Below are 24,565 nucleotides of genomic sequence, written 5' to 3' on the forward strand. Positions count from 1 at the left end.
GCGCCGGTCGCGCCTCAGCGACCGAGCTGAGTCCTCCGGCGCCCGCCCCCCCCCCCGCCGGGCGCCCGCGCGGCGCGCGGGGGGGGGGGGGCGGCTGCGCTGGTGGGCGGGGTGGTGTGGTGGTCAGGTCAGTCGCGGGTCAGGGTGCGGGGGCGGATGTCGGGCCAGGTCTGCTCGATGTGGTCGAGGCAGGCCTGGCGTCGCGCTGCGCCGAACACCGTCTTCCAGCCCTCGGGCACGGTGGCGACGGCGGGCCACAGTGAGTGCTGGCCCTCTGCGTTGACCAGGACCAGGTAGTCGGCGTCGGGGTCGTCGAAGGGATTCGTCACCGCGTCGTCCTCTCGTGCTCGGTGAAAACCGGTGGGCTTGTCGGTGCGGTCAGTGGCCGCGCAGTTCCAGGGTGCAGCACTTGACGCTGCCGCCCGCCTTGAGGAGTTCGGTGAGGTCCACGCCGATCGGTTCGAAGCCGCGTCGGCGCAGTTCGCCGATCAGGTGGGTGGCCGATTCGGGGAGGAGGACGTGGCGGCCGTCGGAGAGCGCGTTGAGGCCGAAGACGGCGGCGTCCTCGGCGGTCGCCTGGATGGCGTCCGGGAACAGTTCGCGCAGTACCGCCCGGCTGCCGGGGGTGAAGGCCTCCGGGTAGTACATGATCTCGTCGTCGGAGAGGACGGCGAGCGCCGTGTCCAGGTGGTAGAACTCCGGGTCGACCAGGGTCAGGCTGGTCACCGGGACGCCGAAGAACTCCTGGGCCTCGGCGTGCGACCTCGGGTCGGTGCGGAAGCCCGTGCCGGCCAGCAGCCGGCGGCCGACCAGCAGGTAGTCGCCCTCGCCCTCGTTGATGTGCTCGGGCCACAGCAGTTCGGACCAGCCCCGCTCGCGGAACCAGGACAGGTAGGCCGGGCCCTCGGCGGTGCGCTCGGCGTGGCGGAAGCGCGCGCCCAGGACCTTCCCGTCGACCACGGTCGCGCCGTTGGCCGCGAAGACCATGTCGGGCAGTCCGGGCAGCGGGTCGATCTCCTCGACGGTGTGGCCGAGTTCGCGGTAGAGGTCGCGCAGCCTGGTCCACTGGGCGAGCGCGAGCGCGCCGTCGACCGGCTTCTCCGGGTGCATCCAGGGGTTGATGGAGTAGCTGACGCCGAAGTGGCTGGGCCGGCACATCAGGAAACGGCGCGGGCTCGCGGCGCGGGCTGTCATCGGGGTGGTTCTCCTTGGTCTGCGTGCTGCACGGTCTACGTGTTGCGGGTCTGCGGGTCTGCGTGTTGCTCCGGGAGGTCCGGGGCCGGTTCAGTCGATGAGTCGGCGGCGCATCCCGCGGACGGCCAGGAACCAGGCGAGGACGGCGAATGCGGCCAGGACGGCCCCGTGCAGGGCGTCGCCCGCCCCGAGCGTCCCGAAGGCGGCGTGACGCACCAGCTGCGTGCAGTGGAAGATCGGGTTGACGGCCGCCACTCCCTGGACCCAGTCGGGCAGCCCGTCCAGCGGGAAGAACACGCCCGCGGCCATCACCAGCGGTGTGAGCACGCCGGACACCACGAGCCGCAGCCAGTCGATCGCCGGCACCAGGCAGGACACCCACATGCCGAGCAGGGCGAAGGCGAAGCCGGAGACCAGCGCCACCAGCGGCACCAGCAGCAGCTCCGGCCCCGGCGGCAGGCCGATGGCGAGGCAGACCAGCAGCGGCGCGGTGCCGTAGACGGAGGACTTGACGGCGATCCAGGACGCCTCGGCGGTGACCAGTTCCCAGACGTCGACGGGCTGGCACAGCACGGCGTCGTAGATCTTCTGGTACTTGCGGCGGTTGAAGCTCTCGAACATCCCGGCGAAGGCCGAGGCGAAGAGCACCGAGGTGACCACCATGCCGACGCCGACGAACTGCGGGTACGGGTGTCCCTGGACCGAGTCGATCAGCCGGCTGAAGCCGATGCCGAACCCGGTCATGTAGACCAGCGGCTCGATCAGCGAGCCGAAGGTGATGGCGGGCCAGTAGCGGCGGAAGAGCAGCAGTTCGCGCAGCCACACCGCCCGCATGGTCGGCCACAGGGCGGGCGGGAGGCCTGGGGCGGGGCCGGTCTGGGCCTCGGTGCGGGGCATGGGCGTCGCCGTGGTCATCGGGTGTCCTCTCTGTGGGGGCGGGCAGGCGGGCGGTAGGCCAGGGAGCGAGGGGCGAGGGGCGAGAGAGCGGCCGGCCCGGGCTCAGCCGAACAGTTCTCCGGTCAGTGCGACGAACACGTCCTCCAGGGAGGTCGGGCGCAGCACGTCCGGCGGCCCGAGACGCTCGTGCAGCTGCGCGGAGATGGTCTCGGCGCGCAGGACGGAGACCGCCGGCCCGGTCCGCCGGCTGGGCAGTCCGGCCCGGGCGGCCTCGGCCTCGACGAGTTCGCGCCGGGCCGCGTCGCCCCGGTACTCGGCGGCCTGTGCGCCCGCGTGCGCGCGCAGCAGTTCGGCGGGGGTGCCCCGGGCGATCACCCGGCCGCCGGTCACCACGGCCACCTCGTCGGCGAGCCGTTCCGCCTCTTCGATGTAGTGGGTCGACATGACGACGGTGGTGCCGCTCTCGCGCATCCCGTCGATGACGTCCCACAGGTCCTGCCGGATCTGCGGGTCCAGGCCGACGGTGGGCTCGTCCATGAGCAGCAGCCGCGGGTTGTTGACGATGCCCCGGGCCAGCAGGACCCGTCGGCGCATGCCGCCGGAGAGCGCGTCGGCGCGGGTGTTCGCGCGGTCGGTCAGCCGGACGGCGGCCAGCGCCTGGTCGACCGCCTCACGGTAGCGCTCGCGCGGCAGGGCCGTGAACCGGACGAACACGTCGAGATTCTGGCGCACCGTCAGTTCGGGGTCGATGTTGTCGTGCTGCGGGACGACGCCGACCAGGGAGCGGGCGCGGCGGGAGTCCTCTGGCATCCGGTGCCCGAACACCTCCACGGTGCCCGCGTCCGCGCGGGTCTGCCCGGTGAGCATCCGCATGGTGGTGGACTTGCCCGCACCGTTGGGCCCGAGCAGGCCCAGGAACATGCCGGGCGGCACTTCCAGGTCCAGGCCGCCCACCGCGGTGGTGGCACCGAACGTCTTGACCGCGCCGCTGATTCGGACGGCAGGGGTGTCCACGCGGGCGCTCCTTTCGGGGAGTCGGGGAAGTGCAGGGGAAGTACTGGGGAAGCGCAGGGGAAGTACGGGGGAAGGCGGAGGAAGTCGGGCGAAGCCAGGGGAAGTTCGGCGTCGGGGAAGGTACAAGGGAAGTCGGGGAATGTCACCGCCCGGTGCGCCGAAATCCTCGCTCCCCGGGGGCCGGGCCCGCGCGATCATCTAACCGCAGAATCGACTTGTCAGGAACCTGCTTTCGGGGGTTCCCCTGTCCATGACCAGGTGTTAGGTTGCTCGAAGATCAATGCCGCCGGGACGCACTATGTCGGCCCATCCGGGGGGAAATTCGGCTCCATCGCCCATAGTTCGCGACCGTAGCGTCGGTGTGCGACGGGTGCCGATCACGTATTCCTCCTTCGGTCGTCACCCGCGGCACCACCGCCCCTTCACGCACCTGACCGAGGAGATGTGGATGCAGTCCGACGGACCGCTCACCGCGAACGTCCGCCTGCGGGCCGCGGTAGCCGAGGACGCCGGTGTCGTCACCGAGGTCTTCCTGGCCTCCCGCACCGCGACCATGCCGTACCTGCCCCGTCTGCACAGTGACGAGGCCACCCTGAGCTGGATCACCCACGTCGTGCTCCCGGACACCCGGGTGTGGCTGGCCGAGGACGCCGGGACCGGGGCCGTGCTGGGCTTCGCCTCGCTCGACGGCAGCCTGCTCGACCACCTCTACCTGCGCCCCGAGGCGCGCCGCCGCGGCATCGGGACGGTGCTGCTGGAGGCCGTCAGGTCGGCCAGCCCGCAGGAGCTCTCGCTGCACGTCTTCCAGAAGAACACCGAGGCGCGCGCCTTCTACGAGCGGCACGGCTTCGTCGTGGTGGACACCAACGACGGCAGCCGCAACGAGGAGAACGAGCCGGACATGACCTACCGCTGGACCGCGTGACTCCCGCCCGCACAGCGCGGTAGCCGGTAGTCCCCCCGCCGAGGGACGTCGGCGGGCCCCCCACGGCCCCGGAGCCCACAAGGACCCCCGGAGGCCACCACGGCCGGGGCCCGCGACGGCCCCGGGGCCCACGGCGGCCCGCGAATCACCACGGTCCGCGAATCACCGCAGCCTGCACATCACCACGGCCCGCTCATCACCACGGCGGGGCCCACCACGGCCTGAACTCACCACGGCCGCGGCCCCCGACGGCCTACGACGGCCCGTAACTCACCACGGCCGCGACTCACCACGGCCGGGGCCCACAACGGCCAAGAGCCACCGGAAACCACCGTCCGGCCCGCCCGACCCACCCGGCCGGCGGGGCGGTTCCACCTGGAGGGATGCCCCGTGCTGGGCGAACACAGCCTGCCCGCGGAGACACCGCTGTCGTACGCACAGTTGGCGCTCTGGTTCAACGACCGCCTCCAAGGCGGCGACGCCTCGTACAACGTCCCGGTGGCGCTGCGGCTGACCGGCCCGGTCGACCACGAGGCGCTGCGGTCCGCCCTGGCCGACGTGGTGGAGCGGCACGCGGCCCTGCGCACCGTCTTCCCCGAGCGCGACGGCGTGCCGCGCCAGCAGGTGCTGGCGATGGCCGAGCTGGCGCCGGTCCTCACCGTGGTGCCCGTCACCGAGGAGGAGCTGCCCGCCCTGATCGAGGCCGGGGCCGGGCACGTCTTCGACCTGGAGGCCGAGGCCCCGCTGCGGGTGCACCTGTTCGTGCTCGGCCCGCAGCAGCACGTGGTGCTGATGGTGCTGCACCACATCGCCGGCGACGGCTGGTCGCTGGCCCCGCTGGCCCGCGACCTGAGCACCGCCTACCTGGCCCGCAGCCAGGGCCGGGCGCCCGTCTGGTCCCCACTGCCCGGCACGTACGCCGAGTACGCCGTGCGCCAGCACGCGAACCTCGGCGACCTGGACGATCCGCAGGGCCAGGGCGGGCGCCAACTCGCCTACTGGCGCCAGGCGTTGGCGGGCCTGCCGGACTTCCTGGAGCTGCCCACCGACCACCCCCGGCCCGCCGTGATGTCGCACCGGGGCGAGTACTTCCCGTGGGACCTCCCGGCCGAGCTGCACCGCGAGCTGCTGGCGCTGTCCCGCTCCTGCCGGGTCAGCATGTTCATGGTGCTCCAGGCGGCGCTGGCGACGGTGCTGACCCGGTCGGGGGCCGGTACGGACATCCCGATCGCCAGCCCGATCGCGGGCCGCACCGACGAGCGCTACGACGACGTGGTCGGCTACTTCGTCAACCCGCTGGTCCTGCGCCTGGACACCTCCGGTGACCCGACCTTCCGCGAGCTGCTCAAGCGGGTGCGCCGCACCGACCTCCAGGGCTTCGCCCACCAGGAGTTCCCGTTCGAGCGGCTGATCACCGCGCTCAACCCGCACCGCTCGCTGGGCTGGCACCCGCTGTTCCAGGTGATGCTGGCCTTCCAGAACACCCCCGAGGCCTCCCTCGCGCTGCCCGGCATCGAGACCGAGATCGCCGAGGCGGGCCCGGGCGGTGCCAAGTTCGACCTGTCCTTCAACATGCGCGAGGTGCACGACGCCGACGGCGCCCCGGCCGGGCTCGGCTGCTTCGTCGAGTACAGCACCGACCTGTTCACCCGCGAGGGTGCCGAGGCCCTGACCGCCCGGCTCGGCCGGCTGCTCGCCGCGGCCGCGGCCGACCCGGACCAGCGGATCGGCGGGTACGACCTGATCGGCGCCGAGGAGCGGCTCGACCTGTTCGAGCGCGCCCACGGGCCCGCCCTGCCCGTCCTGCCGGCCCCCGCCGTGACGTACCACGGCGCCTTCGAGGAGCGCGCCGCTCTGGAGGGCGAGGTCACGGCCCTCGTCGCCGAGGACGGCAGGTTCACCTTCGCCGAGGTCAACGAGCGCGCCAACCGGCTCGCCCGGGAGCTCGTGCGGCGCGGGGCCGGCCCCGAGCGCTACGTCGTCCTGGCGCTGCCGCGCACCACCGACCTGCTGATCGCGCTGCTCGCCGTCCTCAAGTCGGGCGCCGCCTACATACCGGTCAGCCCCGCCATGCCGCGCGAGCGGCTGGCCGGCATCCTCGCCGACGCCGCCCCGGTCTGCGTGCTCGCCACGGCCGCCGACGCCGGCCGGCTGCCGGACGGCGCGCCCGTCCTGGTGCTGGACGAGCCCGGGGCGCGGGCCGCCGTCGCCGCCCACCCCGGCGGGAACCTGACGGACGCCGACCGCACCGGCCCCACCGGCCCGGACGACCCGGCCTACGTCATCCACACCTCCGGCTCGACCGGGGTGCCCAAGGGCGTGGTGATCCCGCACGGCGGCCTCAGCAGCCTGATGCACCACCACCGCACCCGCATGGTCCGCCCGTCCGGCGGCCCGCAGGGCCGGCGCCTCCAGCTGGGCCTGGTCGCCTCGATCACCTTCGACACCGCCTGGGAGCCGCTGTTCTGGCTGCTGGAGGGCCACCCGCTGCACCTGCTGAGCGACGAGGTCCGGCTCGACCCGCAGGCCCTGGTCGGCTACGTCCGCCGGGAGCGCCTCGACTTCCTGGACCTCACCCCGACGTACGTCCCGGCGCTCACCGCCGCCGGCCTCTTCGCCGAGGGCCACCACCGCCCGGCCGTGCTGATGCTGGGCGGCGAGGCCGTCGGGCCGGCGCTGTGGAGCGAACTCTCCGCCCTGCCGGACGTGGCGGTGTTCAACTACTACGGCCCGACCGAGTGCACCGTCGACGCGCTCGCCTGCTCCCTGGCGGACAGCCGCACCCCCGTCATCGGCCGCCCGCTCGACAACACCCGGGCGTACCTGCTGGACGACCTGCTGCGCCCCGTCCCGCTCGGCGTGCCCGGCGAGCTCTACCTGTCCGGGCCGCACCTGGCCCGCGGCTACCTGCGCCGCCCCGCCCTGACCGCCGAGCGCTTCACCGCCGACCCGTACGGCCCGCCCGGCGCCCGGATGTACCGCACCGGCGACCTCGCCCGGATGCGCCGCGACGGCCAGGTGGAGTACCTCGGCCGGGCCGACGGGCAGATCAAGATCCGCGGTTTCCGGATCGAGCCCGGCGAGATCGAGGCGGTGCTGCTGCGCCACCCCGCGATCGTGCAGGCCGCCGTCCTGGCCCGGGGCGCCGGCGCCGAGGAGCGCCACCTCGCCGCCTACCTGGTGACCGAGGACGGGAACGCCCCCGACCTCGCCGAGGTGCGCGAGCTGCTGGCCGGGCAGCTGCCCGACTACATGATCCCGGCCGCCTACGCCGTGCTGGCCCGGCTCCCGCTCAACTCCAGTGGGAAGCTGGACGGTTCCGCTCTGCCCGAGCCCGAGCTGCGGGCCGCCACCGGCCGCTCCCGGGCCCCCCGGGACGCCCGCGAGGCCGCGCTGTGCGCGCTGCTCGCCGAGGTCCTCGGCGTGGCCGAGGTCGGCCCCGACGACGACTTCTTCGCGCTCGGCGGCCACTCCCTGCTCGCCACCCGGCTGGTCAGCCGGGTGCGCACCGCCCTGGGAGCCGAACTGCCCATCCGGGCGGTCTTCGAGAGCCCGACGGCCGCCGGGCTCGCCCGCGCGGTGGACGCCGGGCGATGTCGCCCGGCGCTGGCCGCCGCCGCCCGCCCCGAGCGGATCCCGCTCTCGCACGCCCAGCGCCGGCTCTGGTTCCTCCAGCAGCTGGACCCGCACAGCGACGCGTACCACATCCCGCTGGCCCTGCGCCTGACCGGCGCCCTGGACCGGGACGCCCTCGCCGCCGCGCTGCACGACTGCGCCGCACGCCACGAGGCCCTGCGCACCGTCTTCCCGCTCTCCCGCGGCGAGGACGCGGCCCCCCGCCAGCGGATCCTCACCCCGGATCAACTCCCGCCGCTGCTGCGGCAGTCCGGCGCCGCCACGGTGACCGAGGAGGGCCTGACCGAGGCCCTGCGCACCGCCGCCGCCCAGCCCTTCGACCTCGCGTCGGAGCCGCCGCTGCGCGCCCACCTCTTCGCCCTCGCCCCCGAGCGGCACGTCCTGCTGCTGACGGTCCACCACATCGCCTGCGACGGCTGGTCGATGGGCCCGCTCGCCCGCGACCTGGGCGCCGCCTACCAGGCCCGCACGGCCGGCCGGGCCCCCGGGTGGAGCGCCCTGCCCGTCCAGTACGCCGACTACACCCAGTGGCAGCTCGCGCTGCTCGGGGACGACGAGGACCCGGGCAGCACCGCCGCCCGGCAGTGGCAGTACTGGAGCGGGGCGCTGGCCGGCCTGCCCGAGGAGATCGCGCTGCCGGTGGACCGGCGGCGCACCGCCGAGACCGGCCAGCAGGCCGGCCGGGTGCCGCTGCGGCTGAGCGGCGCGGACCACCGCGCCCTGGCGGAGCTCGCCCGGGCCGACGGCGCCAGCCTCTTCATGGCCGTCCAGGCCGGTCTGGCGGCGCTGCTCACCCGCCTCGGCGCCGGCACCGACCTGCCGATCGGCACCCCGATCGCCGGGCGCACCGACGAGGCCCTGGACGACCTGGTCGGCTTCTTCGTCAACACGCTGGTGCTGCGCACCGACACCGACGGGGACCCGGGCTTCCGGGAGCTGCTGCGCCGCGTCAAGGACGCCGACCTCGCCGCCTACGCCCACCAGGACCTGCCGTTCGAGCGGATCGTCGAGCTGGTCAACCCGGAGCGCTCCCCCGGCCGCCACCCGCTCTTCCAGGTCGCCCTGGTGATGGAGCAGGCGGGCGCCGCCGTGGAGATCCCCGGCCTCGACAGCGAGCTGCTCACCGCCGGCCCGGCGCCGGCCAAGTTCGACCTCACCGTCACCCTGGGCACGCCCGCCGGCCCGGACGACGAGCTGACCGGCGCCGTCGAGTACCGCGCCGACCTGTTCGACCGGGCCACGGTCGAGGCGATCGCCGGCTGCCTGACGCGGCTGCTCGGCGCGGCCGCGGCCGATCCCGAGCGGCCGATCTCCCGGCTCGAACTGTCCGCCGAGGGCGAGCGGCCGCGGCTGCTGGAGCGCTCCGCCGGCGAGCGGCGGGAGCTGGCGCCGACCACGCTGGCCGCCCTCGTGTCGGCAGGGCTCGCCGCGCCGTCCGACACCCCCGCCCTGGTGTTCGAGGGCCGGGCGCTCGGCCCGGCCGAGCTGGACCGCCGGATCGACGCGCTGGCCCGCCGGCTCGCCGCGGTCGGTGTCCGCCCGGGCAGCCGGGTCGCGGTGGCCGTGCCCCGCTCGGTGGAGCTCGTGGTGGCGCTGTGCGCCGTCCACCGCGCCGGCGGCGCCTACCTGCCGCTGGACCCGGACTACCCGGCCGACCGGCTCGCGTACATGCTGGCGGACGCCCGCCCGGCCGCGGTGATCGCCGCCCCGGAGCAGGCCGCCGCGCTGCGCCCCGCCGAGGGCGTGCCCTGCCTGTCGCCGGAGGACCTGCCAGCACCCGAGGGCGTCACGCCGACCGCCCCCGGCCCCGGGGACCCGGCCTACGTGATCTACACCTCGGGCTCGACCGGGCGGCCGAAGGGCGTGCTCGTCCCGCACCACGCCATCGCCAACCGGCTGCGCTGGGGCCAGGAGGAGTACCGGCTCGGCGCCCGGGACGGCGTGCTGCAGAAGACCTCGGCCAGCTTCGACATCTCGCTGTGGGAGTTCTTCTGGCCGCTGATCACCGGCGCCACCCTGGTGCTGGCGAAGCCCGACGGGCACCGCGACCCGGCCTACCTGGCGGAGCTGATCCAGCGCGAGGGCGTGAGCGTCGCCCAGTTCGTGCCGTCCATGCTGGACGTCTTCCTCCAGCACCCGCGGGCCGCCGAGTGCACCGGGCTGCGCCTGGTGGTGGCCAGCGGCGAGGCGCTGCCCGCGGCCACCGTGCGCCGGTTCCGGCAGGTGCTCCCGGGCGTCCGGCTGGACAACCTCTACGGGCCCACCGAGGCCGCCGTGGAGGTGACGGCCTGGAAGTGCGGCCCGGCGGACGAGCAGGCGCACCCGGTGCCGATCGGGCGGCCGATCTGGAACTCCGGCGGCTACGTGCTGGACACCGCCCTCAACCCCGTCCCGCCGGGCGTGCCGGGCGAGCTCTACCTGACCGGCGAGCAGCTCGCGTACGGCTACCTCGGCCGCTCGGCGCTCACCGCCGAACGCTTCGTCGCGGACCCGCACGGCGCGCCGGGCACCCGGATGTACCGCACGGGCGACCTGGCCCGCCACCGCCCCGACGGCGTGGTGGAGTACCTGGGCCGGGTGGACAGCCAGGTGAAGCTGCGCGGCCACCGCATCGAGCTCGGCGAGATCGAGACCCGACTCGGCGAGCACCCGGCGGTCACGGCCTGCGCCGTCACCGTGCGCGAGGACCGGACCGGCACCGCCCGGCTGGTCGCCTACGTGGTGCCGGACGGCGCCGCGCAGCCGCCCACGGCCGCCGCGCTGCGCGCCCACCTGCGCGGCCACCTGCCCGACCACATGGTGCCCACCGCCTACGTGCTGCTCGGCGCGCTCCCGGTGACGGCCAACGGCAAGCTGGACCGCCGGGCGCTGCCCGAGCCGCAGACCCACGTCGAGAGCCGGGCCCGGGAGCCGCGCACGCCGGCCGAACGCACGCTGGTCGCGGTCTTCGCCGAGCTGCTGGGCGTGCCCGCGGTCGGCCCGGAGGACGACTTCTTCCTGCTCGGCGGCCACTCGCTGCTGCTGATCCGGCTGGTCGAGCGCATCCACGCGGAGTTCGGCGTCGACCTGCCCGTGAAGGCGCTGTTCGAGGCCCCGACCCCGGCCGCGCTGGCGCAGCGGCTGACCGGGCGGCGGCCCGGGCGCGCCGACGCTCCCTTCGAACCGCTCCTGGCCCTGCGGGCCACGGGCGACCGGGCGCCGCTGTTCTGCGTCCACCCGGTGACGGGCGACGGCCTCGGCTTCATCGGCCTGCTGCGCGGGCTCGACCCGGACCAGCCGGTCTACGCCTTCCAGGGCATCGGCCCGGTCGGCGGCGGGGAGCGGCCGGCCGACGTGGACGGCCTGGCGCGGGAGTACCTGGCGCGGATGCGCGCCGTCCAGCCGCACGGCCCCTACCGGGTGCTCGGCTGGTCCTTCGGCGGGCTGGTCGCGCACCAGATCGGCGTGCTGCTGCGCGAGCAGGGCGAGCAGGTCGACCTGGTCGCGCTGCTGGACAGCCACCCGGCACCGCCGGACGCCGGGGAGGTCACCGACACCGCCGTGCTGGCCGAGCTGCTGACGGCGACGGGCGCGCCCGCCGCCGAGGTGGCGGCCGTCCTGGCGCAGCAGTGGCAGCCCAAGCCCTCGGAGCTGCTCGACCGGCTGGCCGTGGCGCTGCGCGAGGCCGCGCCGCGCGACGAGGACGAGCTGGCGGTGTTCCTCGACTCCTGCCGCTACCACGCCGCGCTGATAGCGGCGTGGACGCCGGGGGTGCTGGACGCGCCGCTGACCACCTTCACCGCGACCGGCGACCACCGGCCGCAGGACACGGTGGCCGTCTGGTCGGCCCACGCCACCGGGCCGGTGGCCAACCACCCGCTCGCCGCCCGGCACCTGGACCTCGCCGACGCCGGGCCGATCGACGAGATCGCCCGGGTCGTCGCCGCCGTCCTGCGACGGGCCGACGAGGGCCGGCGATGACGGTCCGTCCGGAGCGTTCCGGACGGACCGCCACCCGCCGCCCGGCCCCGTCGTACGGAACCGGGCGGCCGGGGTCAGGCGCCCGGCGCCCGGCCCTCCTGGGGGCCGTCCGCGGTGTCCAGGCACGCCCGGGCCTGCGCCGCGAGCTCCGCGAGCACCTCGGCCCGCTGCTGGTGCAGGAAGAAGTGGTCGCCCGGCAGGATGCGGTGGCGGAAGCCGGCCGCCGTGGTGGCCCGCCAGCCGGTGATCCACTCCGGTCCGGCCATCAGGTCGTCGGCGCCGCCGAGCGCCAGCACCGGGCAGGGCAGCACGGTCGGCCGGATCCGGTCGTTGTACTCGCCCAGCAGGGTGACGTCGGCCCGGAGCACCGGCAGGATCATCTGCATCAGGTCGGCGAACTCCAGCACCTCGGCCGGGGTCCCGCCGAGGCCGACGATGCGCTCCAGGAGCTCGTCGTCGGTGAGTCCGTGCAGCCGGGTGACGTCCGGGGTGCCGGGGGCCCGGCCGCCGGAGACCACGAGGGAGAGCGGCAGCGGCCGTGCCTCGGCGGCGAGCCGGCGGGTCGTCTCGTAGGCGATCCGGGCGCCCATGCTGTGGCCGAAGAGGATGAACGGTTCGTCCGCCGGGCGGCTCGCCAGCAGGGCGAGCAGGCCGTCGACCACCTCGTCCATGACGGCCGTCGGCGGCTCGGCGAGGCGGGTGCCCCGGCCCGCCAGTTCCACCGGAACGATCGTCAGGCCCGGCTGCTCGCCGGACCGGGCCCACGGCAGGTAGGCGCTCGCGGAGCCGCCGGCGTGCGGCAGGCAGTAGACGCGTACGGGCCCGGACCGCCCGTTCGGCGCGGCGTCCCGGTGCCACGGCGTCCATCGGGCCACCTCGTCGTGCTGTACGGCGGACGAACCGGTCATCGCTGCTCCTTTTTCTTTCCCAGTCAATTACGCGAAGCCTGAACAGGCCTCCCGCACGACTTTATGCGGTAATTCACGGGTTGGTCCAGCCCGTATTCCGGCATGCCCTGGGCAGATCCAACCAGGCGATGCCGCAGCTCAGTTGTGCCCTGAAATAGTCGGTTGGCGCATAAGGATCTTGAGTCTTTCCCGGAACACCGAGCTCTGTTACGGTGCTCTTCGTCCGGGTTTCTTTCGGATATTTCCAGAGTATTTCGATCGGCGAGTTCCGACGACAAGTTCCGACGACGAGTTCCGAACGCACGACGGGAGAGGGCGGACAGAATGTGCGGAATAACCGGCGTATTCGTCCTGGGCGGCGGTCGCCCGGCCGATGCCGCCGTGGTCCGGGAGATGACGGCGTGCCTGGTGCACCGCGGCCCCGACGACGACGGCCACTACGCCACGGACGGCCTGTGCCTGGGCTTTCGCCGGCTGGCCCTGAACGACCTCGCCGGCGGCAACCAGCCGCACCGCACCGAGGACGGCACCCTGGTCTCGGTCTGCAACGGCGAGATCTACAACCACCGCGAGCTGCGCACCGCGCTGAGCCGCCGCGGCCACCGGTTCCGCACCGAGAGCGACACCGAGGTGCTGGTCCACCTGTACCGCGAGTACGGCGAGGACCTGACGGCCCACCTGGACGGCCAGTTCGGCTTCGCGCTGCACGACGCCGCCGCGCAGCGGCTGCTGCTCGCCCGCGACCGGGCCGGCATCGTCCCGCTCTTCTACACCGTCGCCGACGGCCAGCTGATCTTCGCCTCCGAGATCAAGGCGATCCTGCGCCACCCCGCCGTCAGCGCCCGGGTCGACCTGCGCGGCCTCGACCAGGTGCTGACGCTGCCCGGACTGGTCAGCCCGCGCACCATGTTCGAGGGCATCAGCGCCCTGCGCCCCGGCGAGCGGCTGATCGCCGACCGCTCCGGCGTGCGCACCGAACGGTACTGGGACCTCGACTTCCCGCTCGCCGCCGACCTCGACCCGGTGGCCCCCGAGGCCCTGGACCGGGAGCTGGAGCGGTACGCCCACCGCACCGCCGACCTGCTCGACGAGGCCGTGCGCAGCCGGCTGCTCGCGGACGTGCCGATCGGCATGTACCTCAGCGGCGGCCTCGACTCCAGCCTGATCGGCGCCCTGATGGCCCGGGCCCGGCCCGGCCACGCCTGGCCCAGCTTCTCCGTCACCTTCCCCGGCCGCGACTTCGACGAGGGCCCGCACCAGCGGCTGGTCGCCGCCAAGCTGGGCACCGAGCACCACGAAGTCCCGGTCGGCGAGCACGAGGTGGCCGAGCGGATCACCGCGATGGTGCGCCACGCCGAGGCGCCCGTGCGCGAGTCGTACAACGTCTGCTCGCTGGCGCTGTCCGAGGCCGTCCGCGCCGCCGGGACGGTCGGCGCGCTCAGCGGCGAGGGCGCCGACGAGCTGTTCGGCGGCTACCCCGGCTACCGCTTCGACGCCACCGGGCTCGGCGGCAGCCGGCTCACCGGCCTGGACGCCCGGCTGGAACGCGAGATCCGCGAACGGATGTGGGGCGTCGACCTCGGCTACGAGCAGGACCAGCTGCCCGCCCAGGAGTTCCGCCGCGAGCTGTACGCCGAGGACCTGGCCTACGGGCTGGACGAGTTCTCCGTCACCAACCAGCGCCTCGTCGACCCCGAGCGGCTGGCCGGGCGCCACCCGCTGCACCAGCGCTCCTACCTCGACTACCACCTGCGGCTCGCCGACCACCTGCTCGGCGACCACGGCGACCGGATGGCCCTGGCCAACGGCGTCGAGCTGCGCTTCCCCTTCCTGGCGAACGCGGTGGTCGACCACGCCACCACGCTGCCACCGGAGTTGATGCTCGCCCACGGCCGGGAGAAGGCGGTGCTGCGCCGGGCGGCCGAGGGCCTGGTGCCCGGCGAGGTGCTCAGCCGGCAGAAGTACGGCTTCCGCGGCCAGACCAGCAGCCACCTGCTGAGCACCGGCGCCGACTGGTTCGAGGAGCTGGTCTCCCCCGCGACCGTCCGCCGCCAGGGCTACTTCAACCCGGACACCATCGCCGCCCTGACGCAGCGTCAGCGCGGTGACGGCCAGCAGGTGCACGCCCACCTGGACACCGACTACCTGATGCTCGTCGCGACCTTCGCCCTCTTCGTCGAGGAGTTCGATCTGCCGTGCCTGGGATGACCGCCACAGCCGCCGGGCCGATCGCCGGCCCCGGCACCCGCCCGCGCCACCCGCTGGTCGGGGTGGTCGGCGGCATGGGGCCGCTGGCCTCCGTCGAACTGCTGCGCACCGTTTACCGGGCCTGCCGGCTCCACCCCGAGCAGGACACCCCGCGGGTGCTGCTCTGGTCCGACCCGGCCGTGGTGGACCGCACCGAGGCCATCGGCAGCGGCGAACTCGACGAGCTGCGCCGCGCCGTGGAGTCCTCGCTGCGCGGCCTGCTGGCCGCCGGCGCGGAACGCGTGGTGGTCGCCTGCATCACCGCCCACCACGTGCTCGGCGCCCTGCCGGCCGACCTCACGGCGCGCTGCGTCTCACTGGTCGACGTGGTGCACGAGGAACTGGCCGCGGCCGGCGAACCGCACCTGCTGCTCTGCTCCTCCGGCACCGCCCGGGCCGGCATCCTCACCTCGGGCGCCGCCGGGGCCCGGGCCGCCCGGCAGCTGGTGGCCCTGCGCCCGCCGGACCAGGAGGCGCTGCACCGGGAGATCCACCGCCTCAAGCGCGGCGAGGACCCGGCCCGCACCATCGACTTCCTGCGCGAGACCCTGCCCCGCTACGGCGTGCGGTCCTTCGTCGCCGCCTGCACCGAGCTGCACCTGGTCACCAGGGCGATCGAGGACGCCGGTCTGAGCGAGGCCCTGCCCTCCCTCGACCCGCTGACGGTCGTGGCCCACCGGATCATGAACGGAGAGTTGTGAGCCACACGAGCATCCTCGACCGCTGGGCCGACCAGGTCGAGCGCCGAGCCGCCGCCCCCGCCCTCGCCACCGCCGAGCGGGTCTGGAGCCACCAGGAGCTGGCCAAGCTGGCCGCCGGCCTGCGCGACCGCCTCGCCACCGGCACCGGCCCGGTCCTGGTCGCCTGCGCGGACCCCGTCCCGGTGGTCGCGGCGATCCTCGCCTGCGCCGCCACCGGCCGCCCGTTCGCCCCGGTGGACACCCGCCAGCCCGCCGCCCGCTGGACGGCCCTGCTGGAGGACCTCCGGCCGGGCACCGTGCTCGCCGACGCCGCCGGCCGCTCCGCGCTGGCCGCCGCCGGACACGGCCCGACCACCGGCGGGCAGCACCTGGCCGTCGCCGGACAGGGCGACCTGCCGCTGCTCACCGCCGAGTCGATCACCCCGCTGCCCTGGGCGGCCGACGACTGGACCGGCATCAGCGGCCCCGACGCCGGCTACGTCTACTTCACCTCGGGCACCACCGGCCGCCCCAAGGGCATCCGGGGCAGCTTCGAGGCCGTCGCGCACTTCCTGGACTGGGAGATCGCCGAGTTCGGCATCGCCCCGGGCACCCGGATCTCCATGCTCACCTCCCCCGGCTTCGACGCCTTCCTGCGCGACGCCCTCGTCCCGCTGTGCGCCGGCGGCACCGCCGTGCTCCCGGCGCCCGGCGCCATCCCCGTCGGCGCGGCCCTGGCCCGCTGGCTGACCGAGCAGCAGGTCGACCTGCTGCACTGCGTGCCCACCGTGTTCCGCACCCTGCGCGCCGCCGGGCTGGCCGCCGACTCCCTGCCGCGGCTGCGCAGCGTGCTGATGGCCGGGGAGCCGGTCCGCCCCGCCGACATCGCCTGGTGGCGGGCCCTGTTCGGGGGCGACAAGGAGCTGGTCAACCTCTACGGGCCGTCCGAGACCACCATGACCAAGGTCTTCCGCCGGCTCACCGCCGAGGACGCCGAGGCCGAGACCGTCCCGGCCGGCCACCCGATGCCCGGCGTCGAGATCGGGGTGCTGTTCGGCGGGCGCCCGGTGGTGGACGCGATCGGCGAGATCGAGATCCGCACCCCGTTCCCGCTGCGCGGCTACCTGGGCGACGCGGCCGGCGGCTTCGTCGCACCGGACCGGTACCGCACCGGCGACCTCGGCCGCCTCGGCGCCGACGGCACCCTGGAGGTCCTGGGCCGCCGCGACCAGCAGGTCAAGGTGAACGGCGCCCGGGTCGAACTCGGCGAGATCGAGGACCTGCTGCGCCGCCACCCCGCGGTGGCGGACGTCTGCGCCGCCCTGGTCGAGGAGGCCGACGGCGAACCGGTGCTCTGCGCCTACCTGGTCGCCGACGGCGCCACCGACGAGGAGCTGCGCGCGCACGCCGCCGAGGGCCTGCCCGCCGCCGCCCGCCCCGCCCTGTACCTGCGGCTCGCCGCGATCCCGCGCACCCTCAGCGGCAAGGCCGACCGGCGGGCGCTGCCCAGCCCGGCCGCCGCCCTGGCCGGGCGCACCGGCGAACAGCCGCTGGACGGCCTGGAGGCCGGCATCGCCGAGCTGTGGCGCGAGCTGCTGCACGTGCCCGCCGTCGGCCGGCACGACGACTTCGCCCTGCTCGGCGGGGACTCACTGGGCATCGCCCGCCTGCTGGACGGGCTGCGCACCCGCTTCGGCGTCGAGGTGCCGCTGCGGGTGTACGTCGGCGACCCGACCGTCGCCGGGCTGGCCGCGGCCGTCGCCGCCGGCCGCGCGGACGCCTCGCCGGAGGGCGGCCGCCGATGAGCCGCGACACCTCCCTGCCGCTGCGCGGCGACCGCGCCCGCGCACCGCTGTCCTACGCCCAGCGCTCCATCTGGCGGGCCGAGCAGGTGCTGCCCGGCACCGCCCTGCACAACGAGAGCGCCGCCTTCCACGTCAGCGGCCCGCTGGACGTGGCCGCCCTGGAACGGGCGCTGGCCGCCGTCGCCCGGCGGCACGAGGTGGTGCGCTGCGCCGTCGCCGCCGACGGGGCGGGCGAGCCGTGGCAGCTGTTCGCCGACCTGGTCCGCCCGGCCGTCGAGACCGTCGACCTGACCGGCGTCCCCGAGGGCGAGCGCGCGGAGCGGCTCGCCGAACTCACCGCCCGCGCCGTGGCCGTGCCCTTCGACCTGGCCCGGCCCCCGCTGATGCGCACCCAGCTGTTCCTGCTGGGCGGGGGCCGCTCGCTGCTGCTGTTCACCGCCCACCACATCGTGGTCGACGCCTGGGGCTTCGGCGTCTTCCTGGAGTCGCTGGCCGCCGGCGACGCCGCCGAACTCGGCGGCGAGGCCCCGGCCCCCTTCCCCGCTGGCGGACCCGACTTCGGCGACTTCGCCGCCTGGCAGCGCGGCGACGACAGCGACACCAGCCACGCCGGCGGAATCGACCACTGGCAGACCCGGCTGGGCGGCGAACTGCCCACCGCCGACCTGCCGTCCGACGTCGGCCCCGGCGGCGACCCGGCGGCCGGCGCGCTGCACCACTTCACCGTCCCCGCCGAACTGGCCGCCCGGCTCAGCGCCTTCGGCCGGGGCGAACTGGCCAGCCTGTCCACCGTGCTGCTCACCGCCTTCTGCGCCACCGCCGCCCGCTGGACGGGCCAGGACGACCTGGTGGTCGGCATGCCGGTGGCGACCCGCGGCCGCACCGCCCTCGCCGGCGTCGTCGGACCGCTGCTCAACCTCGTCGCCCACCGCAGCGACCTCGGCGGCGAGCCGAGCTTCCGGCAGGCCCTGGCCCGCACCCGCCAGCACCTGAAGGCCGACCTGCGCCACCGCGACACCCCCTTCGACCTGGTCCTGGAGCGGCTCGGCCGCGCCGCGGGCGGGCGCACGCCGCTGTTCCAGCTGATGTACTCCTTCCACAGCGGCCCCACCACCACCCTGGAGCTGCCCGGCGTCACCACCGCCCCGGCGCCCTCGCACAGCGGCACGGCCAAGTACGACCTGACCTTCTTCCTGCGCCCGCGCCCCTCGGGCGCGCTGGACGCGACGCTGGAGTACCGCACGGCGCTGCTCGCCCCCGAGACGGCGGCCGACTTCGCGGACTCGCTGCTGTGCCTGCTGGAGGCCGCCGCGGCCGACCCGGACCGGCCGCTGGCCGAGCTTCCGGTGCTCTCCGAAGAGCGGCGCCGGCGCGTCCTGGTCGACTTCAACCGGGCGCCCGACGCCGAGCGCGCCTGGGCCACCGTGCCCGAGGCGCTGCGCGAACTCGCCCGGCAGGGCGGCGCCGCACCGGCCGTCGAGTCGCCCGGCCACGCCTTCAGCCGGGCCGCGGCCGACGCGGCCGCCGACCTGGTCGCCCGCCGGCTGGTGGCCCGGCACGGCGTGGCGCCCGGCGACCGGGTGGCCCTGCGCGTCGAGCGCGGCGCGCAGCTGGTGCCGCTGATCGTCGGCATCTGGCGGGCCGGGGCCGTGCTGGTCCCGCTGGACGAGGCCATGCCCGCCGCGCGGGCTGAGCACGTGCTCGCCGACAGCGGCGCCCGTCTGCTGATCGGCGGCCCCGCCGCGGGGCTGCCCGCCGCCGACCCGGCCGCGCTGCTCGACGAGGGCCTGGACGCCTCCGACTCCGGGGCGGGCGAGCCGCTGCCCGGCGCCGGGCCCGAGGACCTCGCGTACCTGATGTACACCTCGGGCTCCACCGGGCTGCCCAAGGGCGTGGCGGTGCCGCACGGCTGCGTCGCCAACCTGCTGCACAGCGTGGTCCGCGCCGAGCCGGGCCTGCGCGCCGACGACACCCTGCTCGCCGTCACCTCGATCACCTTCGACATCTCCGTCCTGGAGCTGTTCGCCCCGCTGCTGGCCGGCGGCCGGGTCGTGGTCGCCCCGCGCGAGAGCGTCCGCGACGCCGAGGCGCTGGGCGCGCTGCTGGAGCGCAGCGGCGCCACCGTCATGCAGGCCACCCCCTCGCTCTGGCGCGGGCTGCTGGACGGCGGCTGGGCGGGCCGGCCCGGGCTGCGGGCGCTGTGCGGCGGCGAGGCCCTGGACGCCGACCTCGCGGATCGGCTGCTGGCGCGCTGCGCCGGGCTGTGGAACCTGTACGGGCCGACCGAGACGACCATCTGGTCCACCGTCGGGCGGGTGCTGCCCGGCGAGGGCGTCACGGTGGGGCGCCCGGTGGCCGGCACCGTCTGCTACGTCCTGGACCGGCGGCTGCGGCCGGTGCCGCGCGGCGCCGTCGGCGAGCTGGTGATCGGCGGGGCCGGCGTGAGCGCCGGGTACCGCAACCGCCCGGAGCTGACCGCCGCCGCCTTCGTGGCCGACCCGGTCGACCCGGCCGGCGGCACCGTCTACCGCACCGGCGACCTGGCCCGCCACCTGCCGGACGGCCGGATCGTCGTGCTCGGCCGGGCCGACCAGCAGGTGAAGATCCTCGGCCACCGCATCGAGGTCGGCGAGGTGGAGTCCCTGCTCGCCGCCCACCCCGAGGTCCGCCAGGCGGCGGTGGTCGTGGACCGGGGGCAACCCGCCGGGCCCCGACTGGTCGCCTTCGTCACCGCCCGCACCGAGGACGACGGGCTGCCCGACCGCCTGCGCCGCCACCTGCGCGAGCGGCTGCCCGCCGCCGCCGTCCCCGGGGTGATCGCCCCGCTGCCTGCGCTGCCGCTCAACACCAGCGGCAAGGTGGACCGGCCGGCGCTGCTGCTGCGCGCCGGGGAGCTCACCGCCGCCGAGCGGACGGCACCGGTCACCGAGGCCGAGCAGGCCGCCGTCGCGCTCTGGGCGGAGGTCCTGGGCCTGCCGGCCGAGCGGGTCGGCACCACCGACGACTTCTTCGCCGCCGGGGGCAACTCCATCGCCGCGACCCGGCTGCTCGGCCGGGTCCGGGCCCGCTTCGGCGCCGCGCCCTCGCTCGCCGACTTCTACACCGACCCCACCCCCGCCGCCCTGGCGCGGGTGCGGCCCGCCGCCCCGGCGCCCGCCGTCCGGACAGCGGGGCCGGCCCCGGACGCCGTCCCGATGACCGACCAGCAGCGCCAGCTGTGGCTGCTGCACCGCCTGGCCCCCGACTCGCCCGCCTACCACCTGCCCGCCGCGCTCGACCTGACCGGCCCGGTGGACGAGGCGGCCCTGACCGGGGCGCTCGCCGACCTGACCGCCCGGCACCCGGTGCTCGCCGCCCGCTGCGAGCTGCGCGAGGACGGCCCGGTGCTGGTCCTCGCGCCGCCCGCCGTACCGGCCCTGGCCGTCCTGGACGCCGCGCCCGAGGAGGTGCCCGAGCTGGCCCGGGCGGAGGCCGTGCGCCCGTTCGACCTGGCCGGTGAGCCGCCGCTGCGGCTCACCCTGGTGCGCACCGGCCCCGAGCGCTCGGTGCTGCTGTGCACCGCGCACCACCTCGCGGTCGACGGCTGGTCGATCGGCGTGGCCGTGCGCGAGCTGGCCGCGCTGTACGCCGCCCGCCTCGGGCTGGCCGAGCCGCCGCCCGCGCTCGACCTGGACTTCGCCGGCTACGCGGCCGACTGCGCCGACGAGGCTGGCCTGACGCTGCGTCAGGAGCACCTGGAGTACTGGCTGAAGCGGCTCGACGGGCACCCCGGGGTGCTCGACCTGCCCGCCGACGCACCGACCCGGACCAGGCCTACGGGAGCCGGCGAGACCCTGCCGGTGGCGCTCGCCCCGGAGCTGACGGCCGCGCTGCGCGAGGGCGCCGCCCGGCTGCGCACCACGCCCTTCACCCTGCTGCTCGCCGTGTACGCGGCGCTGCTGGGCCGCTACGCGGGCAGCGACGACGTGCTGGTGGGCGTGCCGGTGGCCAACCGCGACCGGCCCGAACTGGAGTCGTTGGTCGGCTCGTTGGCCAACACCCTGCCGGTGCGCGTGGACCTGGCCGGGGCGCCGTCCTTCGCCGAACTCGCCGCCCGCACCGGGCGGGCGCTGGCGGGCGACCTCGGCCGTCCGCTGGTCGCCTTCGACCGGCTGGTGGCCGGCCTCGGCCTGCCCCGCGAGCCGGGCCGGCCGACCCTGGTCCAGGCCTCGCTGGTGTTCCAGGACGCGCCGCCGGCCGACGTCCGGCTGGGCGCGGCCGCCGGCGTGCTGCGCCAGGTCCCCACCGGGGCGGCCAAGTACGACCTGACCCTGGCCCTGGACGAGCGCGCCGACCGGATCGGCGGCGCCCTGGAGTACGCCACGGACCGCTTCGGCCCGCAGTTCGCGGACCGCTTCGCCCGGCACTTCCACGTCCTGCTGCGCGCCGCCCTGGCCTCGCCGCAGGCCCCCCTCGACGCCGTCGAGCTCACCGACCCCGCTCTGCCCGCCCCGCGCCCGGCCCGCCCCGCGGGCGAGGCGCGCGCCGAGCACGCCGCCTCGGTGTCCGAGCTGTTCCGGGCCCGGGCCGCGGCCCGTCCGGACGCCCCCGCGATCCGGGCCGAGGGCGTGACGGTCGGCTACCGCCAGCTCGACGCCTGGAGCGACCGGATCGCGGCCCGGCTGCTGGAGCGCGGCGCGGCCCCCGGCCGGTTCGTCTCGGTGCTGCTGCCCGCCGGCCCGGTGCAGAGCGCCGCGATCCTCGGCGTCGCCAAGACCGGGGCCGCCTTCGCGGTGCTCGACCCGGCCGACCCGGACGCCCGCCTGACCGCGCTGCTGGCCGACGCCGAACCGGTGTGCCTGCTGGCCGCCGAGAGCACGCTCGCCCTGCACCCTGAACTACGCGAGGGTGACGGGCACTTCGCCGGGATCCCGGTCGAGGTCGTCGACCCGCGGGTGCCGGCCGCCGACGAGCCCGCGGGCCCCGCCCCGGCCGCCTCCCCCGCCGGCCCCGGCGACCCGCTCTGCCTGGTCTACACCTCCGGCTCCACCGGCACACCCAAGGGCATCGCCCTGCCGCACGCGGCGCTCGCCCAGTTCGCCCACTGGCAGCGCGAGCACTTCGGCATCCGGCCGGACAGCCGGATCGCCCAGTGGGCCCCGTTCACCTACGACGCCGCGTACACCGAGGTGTTCGCCGCGCTCTGCTCGGGCGCGGTGCTCTGCCTGCCGCCGCAGGGGCTGCGCCGCGACCCGCTCGCGGTGGCCGGGTGGCTTCGGGCCGAGCGGATCACCCAGATCCAGACCGTCCCGGCCTTCTTCCAGCTGGTCACCGAGGCGCTGGACGCCACCGGCTCGCACCTGCCGGACCTCGCCCACGTGCTGATGGCCGGCGAGGTGCTCCCGGTGGCGCTGGCCGCGGCCTGGGCGCACCGCCCCGACCGGCCGCGGCTGCACAACCTCTACGGGCCCACCGAGTGCGTTCTGGCGACGCACCGCGAGCTGGCGCCGGGCGAGGAGTTCCCGTCCGGGGTGCCGATCGGCAGCCCGATCCCGGGCCGCGAGGCGGTGGTCCTGGACCGCCGGGGCCGGCTCTGCCCGGTCGGGGTGGTCGGCGAGATCCACCTGCGCAGCGACTTCCTGGCCGGCTCGTACCACCGCAGGCCCGAGGAGAGCGCCCGGGCGTACGTCGCCGACCCCTGGCAGGCCGGGGGCCGGCTGTACCGCACCGGGGACCTGGGCCGCCGCCTCCCGGACGGCGAGCTGGCGTTCGTCGGCCGGATCGGCAGCCAGCTGAAGATCCGCGGCAACCGGATCGAGCTGGAGGAGATCGAGGCGCTGCTGGAGCTGCACCCCGGGGTCCGCGAGGCGGCCGCCGCCGCGCACGGCCAGGGCGGTGCCCGCCGGCTGGTCGGCTACGCGGTCGCCGCGCCCGGGGTCACCGGCGCCGAGCTGCGCGCGCACCTGGCCGAGCGGCTCCCGGCGGCGGTCGTGCCGGACACCGTGCTGCTGCTGGACGCGCTGCCCAGGACGCGCACCAACAAGCGGGACCGGGCCCGGCTGCCGCTGCCCGGGGCCGCCGCCCGGCCCGCCGACGCCGCCCCGCTGGCCGGGGTCGAGCAGCTCGTCGCCGACGCCTGGCGCCGGCTGCTGGGCGGCGGCCCGGTCGGCCGGCACACCAACTTCTTCGAGGCCGGCGGCGACTCGCTGCTGGCCGCCCGGCTCCAGCTGGAGCTGGCCCGCCGCCTGGAGCGGCCGGTCCGGCTGGTGGACATCTTCGGCCGGCCCACCATCGCCGAGTTCGCGGCCGGCCTCACCGAGGGCGCCGCCCCGGACGGCCGGGCCGCCGCCGAGACCGCCGAACCGCGCGGCGAACGCCGCCAGAGCGCCGTCCGGGCCCGCGCCAAGGCCCGCCGCGAGGCCCGGGACCGGGCCGAGGGCCCGGCCGCCGACCAGCACACACCGGCCGGGCCGACGACCCGGACCGCACCGACAGGGAGGGACTGACATGGACGTTCAGGGCGTGATGACGGAGCTGCACGGCATCCTCGGCACCGAGGGGCTGGAGCGGGTCGAGGAGTGCCTGCGCATCCTCACCGGCGAGCAGGCCCCGGAGTACCTGCACGACGACCAGGAGCCGACCCGGCTGTTCTTCCCCGGGATCAGCGCCCTGCCCTGGCACGACACCGCCGAACTGCCCTGGGTGGCCCGGCTGGAGGAGGCGTACGACCGGATCAAGGCCGAGTTCCTGGAGCTGCGCGCCGAGCAGGCCCGCTTCGCCCCGTACGAGGACCTGTACACCAAGGAGCTCGGCTGGCAGGGCTGGGACACCTACCAGCTGTACCGCAACGGCAGCTGGCGGGACGAGGTCCTGGAGCGCTGCCCCGAGACCCACGCCGCCGTCTCGGCGAGCCCGCACGGTCCGCGCGACGGCATGTTCACCATCCTCAACCCCGGTGTGCACATCACCCCGCACACCGGCGGCGTGAACCTGCTGCTGACCGCGCACCTGCCGCTGATCGTGCCGCCCGGCTGCGCCATCAAGGTCGGCGACGACGAGCGGGGCTGGGAGGAGGGCAAGGTGATCCTCTTCGACGACAGCTTCATCCACGAGGCCTGGAACGAGGGCACCCAGCAGCGCGCCGTCCTGCTCTGGGACGTCTGGCACCCGGAGCTGACGCCCGTCGAGGTCCGGGCCCTGGAGTTCCTGATGCCCCGTTTCCAGCGCTACCTCATGGCGGTCTGAGCCGCCCGGCGGCCCTGATCCCCACGGCAGCCCTGATCCCCATGGCGGTCTGAGCCCCGGCCGCGTACCCGGTCC

At 75.7% G+C, this 24,565-nt stretch carries 11 protein-coding genes and 1 pseudogene; 7 read left to right on the forward strand and 5 right to left on the reverse strand.

Going from position 1 to position 24,565, the window contains the following annotated elements; all coding sequences use genetic code 11:
- Positions 1-128: 128 nt before the first annotated feature.
- The 4 genes and pseudogenes from ACFV6D_RS15375 to ACFV6D_RS15390 all read right to left on the reverse strand — a co-directional run bounded on the left by ACFV6D_RS15375 (position 129) and on the right by ACFV6D_RS15390 (position 3,105).
- Positions 129-329 (reverse strand): MbtH family protein, encoded by a 201-nt coding sequence (locus tag ACFV6D_RS15375; protein ID WP_380560040.1) that lies wholly within the window; start codon positions 327-329, stop codon positions 129-131.
- 49 nt (positions 330-378) lie between these two features.
- Positions 379-1,200 (reverse strand): annotated as a pseudogene (ddaH, locus tag ACFV6D_RS15380) (dimethylargininase); the annotation flags it as partial.
- 84 nt (positions 1,201-1,284) lie between these two features.
- On the reverse strand, positions 1,285-2,109 hold the full coding sequence (locus tag ACFV6D_RS15385; protein WP_063352421.1) for an ABC transporter permease: 825 nt from the start codon (positions 2,107-2,109) through the stop codon (positions 1,285-1,287).
- An 84-nt stretch (positions 2,110-2,193) separates the two neighbouring features.
- Complete coding sequence (locus tag ACFV6D_RS15390) at positions 2,194-3,105, reverse strand: ABC transporter ATP-binding protein (RefSeq protein WP_380338990.1); 912 nt, start codon at positions 3,103-3,105, stop codon at positions 2,194-2,196.
- A 448-nt stretch (positions 3,106-3,553) separates the two neighbouring features.
- On the opposite strand from ACFV6D_RS15390, the gene ACFV6D_RS15395 reads away from it, so the two are divergent.
- Together ACFV6D_RS15395 and ACFV6D_RS15400 are read left to right on the forward strand one after the other, a co-directional pair.
- Entirely contained in the window at positions 3,554-4,030 is a 477-nt protein-coding gene (locus tag ACFV6D_RS15395) for a GNAT family N-acetyltransferase (RefSeq protein ID WP_063352790.1), read from the forward strand.
- Positions 4,031-4,420: 390 nt separating this feature from the next.
- Positions 4,421-11,626, forward strand: a complete 7,206-nt coding sequence (locus tag ACFV6D_RS15400; protein ID WP_380560042.1) for an amino acid adenylation domain-containing protein — start codon at positions 4,421-4,423, stop codon at positions 11,624-11,626.
- Positions 11,627-11,700: 74 nt separating this feature from the next.
- On the opposite strand, the gene ACFV6D_RS15405 is transcribed toward ACFV6D_RS15400, so the two are convergent.
- Positions 11,701-12,534 (reverse strand): thioesterase II family protein, encoded by an 834-nt coding sequence (locus tag ACFV6D_RS15405; protein WP_380425892.1) that lies wholly within the window; start codon positions 12,532-12,534, stop codon positions 11,701-11,703.
- Positions 12,535-12,858: 324 nt separating this feature from the next.
- Here ACFV6D_RS15405 and asnB point away from each other — a divergent pair, with 324 nt between their 5' ends.
- From asnB to ACFV6D_RS15430, 5 genes are read left to right on the forward strand one after another with little or no spacing between them, the layout of a single operon-like run.
- On the forward strand, positions 12,859-14,742 hold the full coding sequence (asnB, locus tag ACFV6D_RS15410; RefSeq protein ID WP_380560044.1) for an asparagine synthase (glutamine-hydrolyzing): 1,884 nt from the start codon (positions 12,859-12,861) through the stop codon (positions 14,740-14,742).
- Positions 14,739-15,482, forward strand: coding sequence for an aspartate/glutamate racemase family protein (locus ACFV6D_RS15415; RefSeq protein ID WP_380560045.1), 744 nt, complete (start codon positions 14,739-14,741; stop codon positions 15,480-15,482). Before asnB ends, ACFV6D_RS15415 begins: the two co-directional genes overlap by 4 nt.
- A complete protein-coding gene (locus ACFV6D_RS15420; RefSeq protein WP_380560047.1) occupies positions 15,479-17,266 on the forward strand; it encodes a non-ribosomal peptide synthetase in 1,788 nt (595 codons plus the stop codon). Before ACFV6D_RS15415 ends, ACFV6D_RS15420 begins: the two co-directional genes overlap by 4 nt.
- Positions 17,263-23,751, forward strand: coding sequence for an amino acid adenylation domain-containing protein (locus ACFV6D_RS15425; RefSeq protein ID WP_380560048.1), 6,489 nt, complete (start codon positions 17,263-17,265; stop codon positions 23,749-23,751). Before ACFV6D_RS15420 ends, ACFV6D_RS15425 begins: the two co-directional genes overlap by 4 nt.
- 1 nt (position 23,752) lies before the next feature.
- Positions 23,753-24,490, forward strand: coding sequence for an aspartyl/asparaginyl beta-hydroxylase domain-containing protein (locus ACFV6D_RS15430; RefSeq protein ID WP_380560050.1), 738 nt, complete (start codon positions 23,753-23,755; stop codon positions 24,488-24,490).
- The last annotated feature ends 75 nt before the right edge of the window (positions 24,491-24,565 follow it).

This window comes from Kitasatospora sp. NPDC059812 (assembly GCF_042732075.1).
GTDB lineage: Bacteria > Actinomycetota > Actinomycetes > Streptomycetales > Streptomycetaceae > Kitasatospora.